The organism is Stenotrophomonas sp. AGC87 (assembly GCF_057333975.1).
In genome coordinates, this window is the sequence record NZ_JBHFHW010000034.1 from 39289 (window position 1) to 43409 (window position 4121).

The 4121-nt window shown below is 68.7% G+C and carries 3 protein-coding genes; 1 reads left to right on the plus strand and 2 read right to left on the minus strand.

The features are described from left to right. Window positions 1-88: 88 nt before the first annotated feature. Complete coding sequence (locus tag ACE026_RS14265) at window positions 89-1450, plus strand: amidohydrolase family protein (RefSeq protein WP_486039486.1); 1362 nt, start codon at window positions 89-91, stop codon at window positions 1448-1450. A 16-nt stretch (window positions 1451-1466) separates the two neighbouring features. Here ACE026_RS14265 and ACE026_RS14270 read toward each other — a convergent pair whose 3' ends face one another. Continuing rightward, on the minus strand, window positions 1467-3551 hold the full coding sequence (locus ACE026_RS14270; protein ID WP_486039487.1) for an acyltransferase family protein: 2085 nt from the start codon (window positions 3549-3551) through the stop codon (window positions 1467-1469). 67 nt (window positions 3552-3618) lie between these two features. Further along, on the minus strand, window positions 3619-4121 hold a 503-nt coding region (locus ACE026_RS14275), incomplete at its 5' end, for a DUF2058 domain-containing protein (RefSeq protein WP_486039488.1).

Sequence of the window (4121 nt, forward strand, 5' to 3'; positions counted from 1 at the left end):
CGTCCGCTCCCGGTCGTGCCGGCCAACGGCCGGCAACCCGATCCCCCGGATGAGGTAGGCTCAGGGCTCCCCCTGACTGGAGCCGCTGATGCGACCGACCCGCCTGTGGGCGTTGCTGCTTGCCACCGCCACCACCCTGCCCGCCGCCGCAGAGCCGATCCTGTTCGACAATGCCCGCGTCTTCGATGGCACGCGCGACCTTGGCATCACACCGGTGCTGATCGACGGCGCGCGGATCGTGCATGTCGGCACGCCGCTGCCGGCGGCAGCCACCGGTGCGCGCCGCATCGATTACACCGGCAAGACCCTGTTGCCCGGGCTGGTCAGCGACCATGCCCACGTCGGCAATACGCAGGGGCTGGAGCACGGTGACCGCTTCTACACCCATGACAACGTGGTGCACGACCTGCGCCAGTTCCAGCGCTACGGCATCACCACGGTGACGGCGCTGGGCATGAACGGCGCGGACTTTTTCGACATCCGCAAGGCGGTGAACGCCGATCCTCGGCTGGGTGCGCAGCTGTATGGCGCCGGCGGCGGTATCGGCGCCCCGGAGGGTGCGCCCCCGGCCGACACCATGGGCCTGAGCCACGATCCGGTGGCACGCCCGCGCAACGCCGAAGAAGCGCGCGCGGCCGTGGCCATCCAGCATGCCGATGGCGTGGACCTGATCAAGCTGTGGGTGGACGACCTCGGTGGCAAGCGTCCGATGATGACCCCGGAGGTGTATCGCGCCGCCATCGCCGAAGCGCATGCGCGCGGGCTCAAGGTCGCCGCGCACATCCACGATCTGGAGCAGGCCCGCGACCTGGTCGATGCCAAGGTCGACATCCTCGCCCACGGCATCCGCGACCGGGCGGTGGACCCGATGCTGGCGCGGAAGATGCGCGACCAGGGCACCTGGTACATCCCCACCATCGCCATCGACGAGGCCAACTACAGGTATGCCGAGCATCCGCTGGCGTTGCAGCAGCCCTTCCTGCGCCAGGCGCTGCACGCCGATGTGCTGGCGCGCTGGTCGCAGCCGGAGTGGCAGCGTGCGCAACTGGCCGGCAGTGGGGTGGCCGCCGCGCGCAAGGCGGTCGCAACGAATCTGGACAACGTGCGTCGCCTGCATGCGGCCGGCGTGAAGCTCGGCTTCGGCACCGATGCCGGCGCGATGCCGCAACGGGTGATCGGCGTGGCCGAACATCGCGAACTGCAGCTGTTGGTGGAGGCCGGGCTGACGCCCTCCGAAGCCTTGCAGGTCGCCACCACGCAAGCGGCAGCGCTGCTGGGGCTGACCGACCGCGGCCGCATTGCCGCCGGCAAGCGCGCCGACCTGCTGGTGCTCGATGCCGATCCGCTGGTGGATATCGCCAACACGCAGCGCGTTGGCACGGTCTGGCAGGCCGGTCAGGAAGTCGCCGGGCCGATCAAGGCCGCTGCAGACACGGCTACCCGCGACTGATCGCGGGCGGTGTGATTCAGGGGGCGACGGCAGGCGCCGTCGTCTCCCACTGCTCCAACTGCGCCTGGAAATCAGGCAGCAGCAGACGATTGCCATAGCCGCTGAGATGATCACCATCGAAGAACAGCGGCTTGCCCTCACGGGTCGGCAGGCATTGCTCGCCGGGGCACAGCAACGGCATCGGATCCCAGATCGACGCGCCGGGCAGACCTGCCGCCACCTGCTGCAGGCCGGCCAATACCGGCGCACGCAACTGCTCGATCTCGCTGCGCGGCACGGTCATGCCATTGGCGCAGATCGGGTTGTGCCGGTTGAACACATCCGAGCACCGGTACGGGGGCGCTGGCAGCACGGGTTTGGGCGCTTCCAGCACGATGTGAACACCGCGATCGGCCAGCGGCGCGAGCTGCTCGATCCAGTGCGCGATTTCGGCGGTGCGGCCTGCATTGGCCGCCTCGCTGAGATGGTCGGCGCGAACCTGCGCGACATCGAACAGTGCGTACTGCTCAGACAGGCGCGGCAGCCGCAGCCCCGCCAACAGCACCACATCGCCCGGCTGCGCACGCGCCTGGATATCGTCCAGCACATTGCGCGCATAGGCCTCGCAGGCCGGATTGGGCCCCTGCCAGGCGCGCAGCCCGACCAGCGCGCAACCTCCGCTGCCATACAGGCGGATCGGCGCGCCATCCAGCACAGCCAAGCGCTGCAGCATTTCGTGGTAGGCCAGCGCATGCGAATCGCCGGCCACGAACAGTTGGCGGGTGGATGCGGTGCGTCCCGGGCACTCACCACGCTCATACAGACGCGCCTGCCCGCCCAGCACCGGCACGTTGCTGACCCGCACGCGGCAGTCCGGGATTTCCTTCTTCAGCCCCTTGGCATACGGATACCAGTCCAGCGGGGCACGGCTGACCACACTGAGCGAGGTGTACTGCTGAGTTTTGACCAGCGCCGACTGCAGGCCGGCGCCGAGCACCAGTACGCCCAGCCCGACCACGACCCAGCGCGCGTTGCTGACGCGCCAGCGCGCACCGTGCCGCAGGGGCTGTTCCACCCAGCGCCACGACAGCCAGGACAACAGTGCCACGCACAGCAGCGCGGCGCCGCCGGTGGCCACCGTCTCCAGGCCCACCGTCCAGCGGAACAGCACGAAGACCGGCCAGTGCCACAGGTACAGCGAGTAGGACAGCCGACCGATCGTCACCATCGGTGTGGTCGCCAGCGCGCGCCCGACCCAGCCCCCGGGTGAGCGCTGCAGCAGGCCCAGCAACCCCAGCGTGCCCACTACCGGCCACAGCCCATCGATCCACGGCGAATGCCCCGGCCGTGCGGCCCACAAACCATAGCCCAGCGCCGCAAGGCTCAGCACCAGCAGCGGCGAGCGCCAGCTGATACCGCGCGGCGGGACCGGTGGCGGCGTGAACCGGCCGCTCAGGGACAGCAGCTGGAACAGCAGCACGCCAGCGCCCAGCTGCCAGAAGCGGGTGGTGGTCAGGTAGAACGCATCGATCTCATGGCCGCCCTGCCGCGCGCGGAACACCGCGTAGCCCAGCGATGCCACGGTTGCCACACCGAACAGGCCCAGCGACAGCCAGCGCCCGCGCGTGCCTTTGGCCCACGCCAGGAACAACAGCGGGAACAGCAGATAGAACTGCTCTTCCACACCCAGCGACCAGGTATGCGTGTACGGATTGAACTCGGTGCGCGGGGAGAAGTAGTCGTTGCCGGTGCTGGCCAGCACCCAGTTGCTCAGCCCGACGAACGCCATCCGGCCGGTCTTGTCGCTGGTCTCGCTGAGCCAGGATTCGGGAATCAGCAACGCGCTGAGCATCGCCGTTACCAGCAGGCAGACCACCAGTGCCGGAGCGATGCGACGCATGCGGCGCGCATAGAAGCGTGCCAGCCCGGCCCAGCCGCCGACTGCCGGCAGGCGATCCACCGAGGCGCTGACCACGAAACCGGAGATGACGAAGAACACATCCACGCCAGTGAAGCCACCCGGCAACCAGCTCGCCTTGAGGTGATAGAGGATGACCGCCAGCACCGCGATCGCGCGCAGGCCATCGATATGCGGGAAATACCCGGGACTGCGTTCCTGCATGGCCCTGCTCCTGACATGCAACGGGCGCCTGACGGCGCCCAGTGCGTTCACCTATGGTTGCGTTGGTTTACCAGACCAGATCGTCGGGTACCTGGTACTGCGGATCGGCATACGGATCTTCACCGGCCGGCGCATCCGGATCGACCTTCAGCGCCACCGACGGTGCGAACACCGCTTCGGCTTCGGCCAGCACCGCAGCAGTCACCAGCACATAGCGGCCGTTCTGCTGCAGCACGCCGAGCTCGCCGGCATTGAGCGCCTTGAGCTGGTCGGCGGTGACGTAGATGCGCTTGATCTTGCCGCCGTACGGGAAGTGGCGCGCGATGTCGGCCGCTTCAGCGTTGAGGGACTTGCCTTCCAGCAGGACTTCCAGCTTGGCCTTGGCTTCGCGACGCAGACGCGCTTCTTCCTGCTTCAGGCGCTCGGCCTCGATGCGGTCGTCTTTTTCCTTCTGCGCGCGGATCGCATACGCCTTGGCGAGGTCGATGTCCTCGCGCGAGCGCGGTTTGCCGGGTGCGCCCTGCGGCGGGCGGGCACCGGCCGGGCGGCCCTTGCCCGGCGGGCGGCGGT

What these genes read in the sequence shown, in the direction of transcription:
- ACE026_RS14265 (WP_486039486.1), top strand. Translation starts at nt 89, where the DNA reads ATGCGACCGACCCGCCTGTGGGCGTTGCTGCTTGCCACCGCCACCACC.
- ACE026_RS14270 (WP_486039487.1), bottom strand. Translation starts at nt 3,551, where the DNA reads ATGCAGGAACGCAGTCCCGGGTATTTCCCGCATATCGATGGCCTGCGC.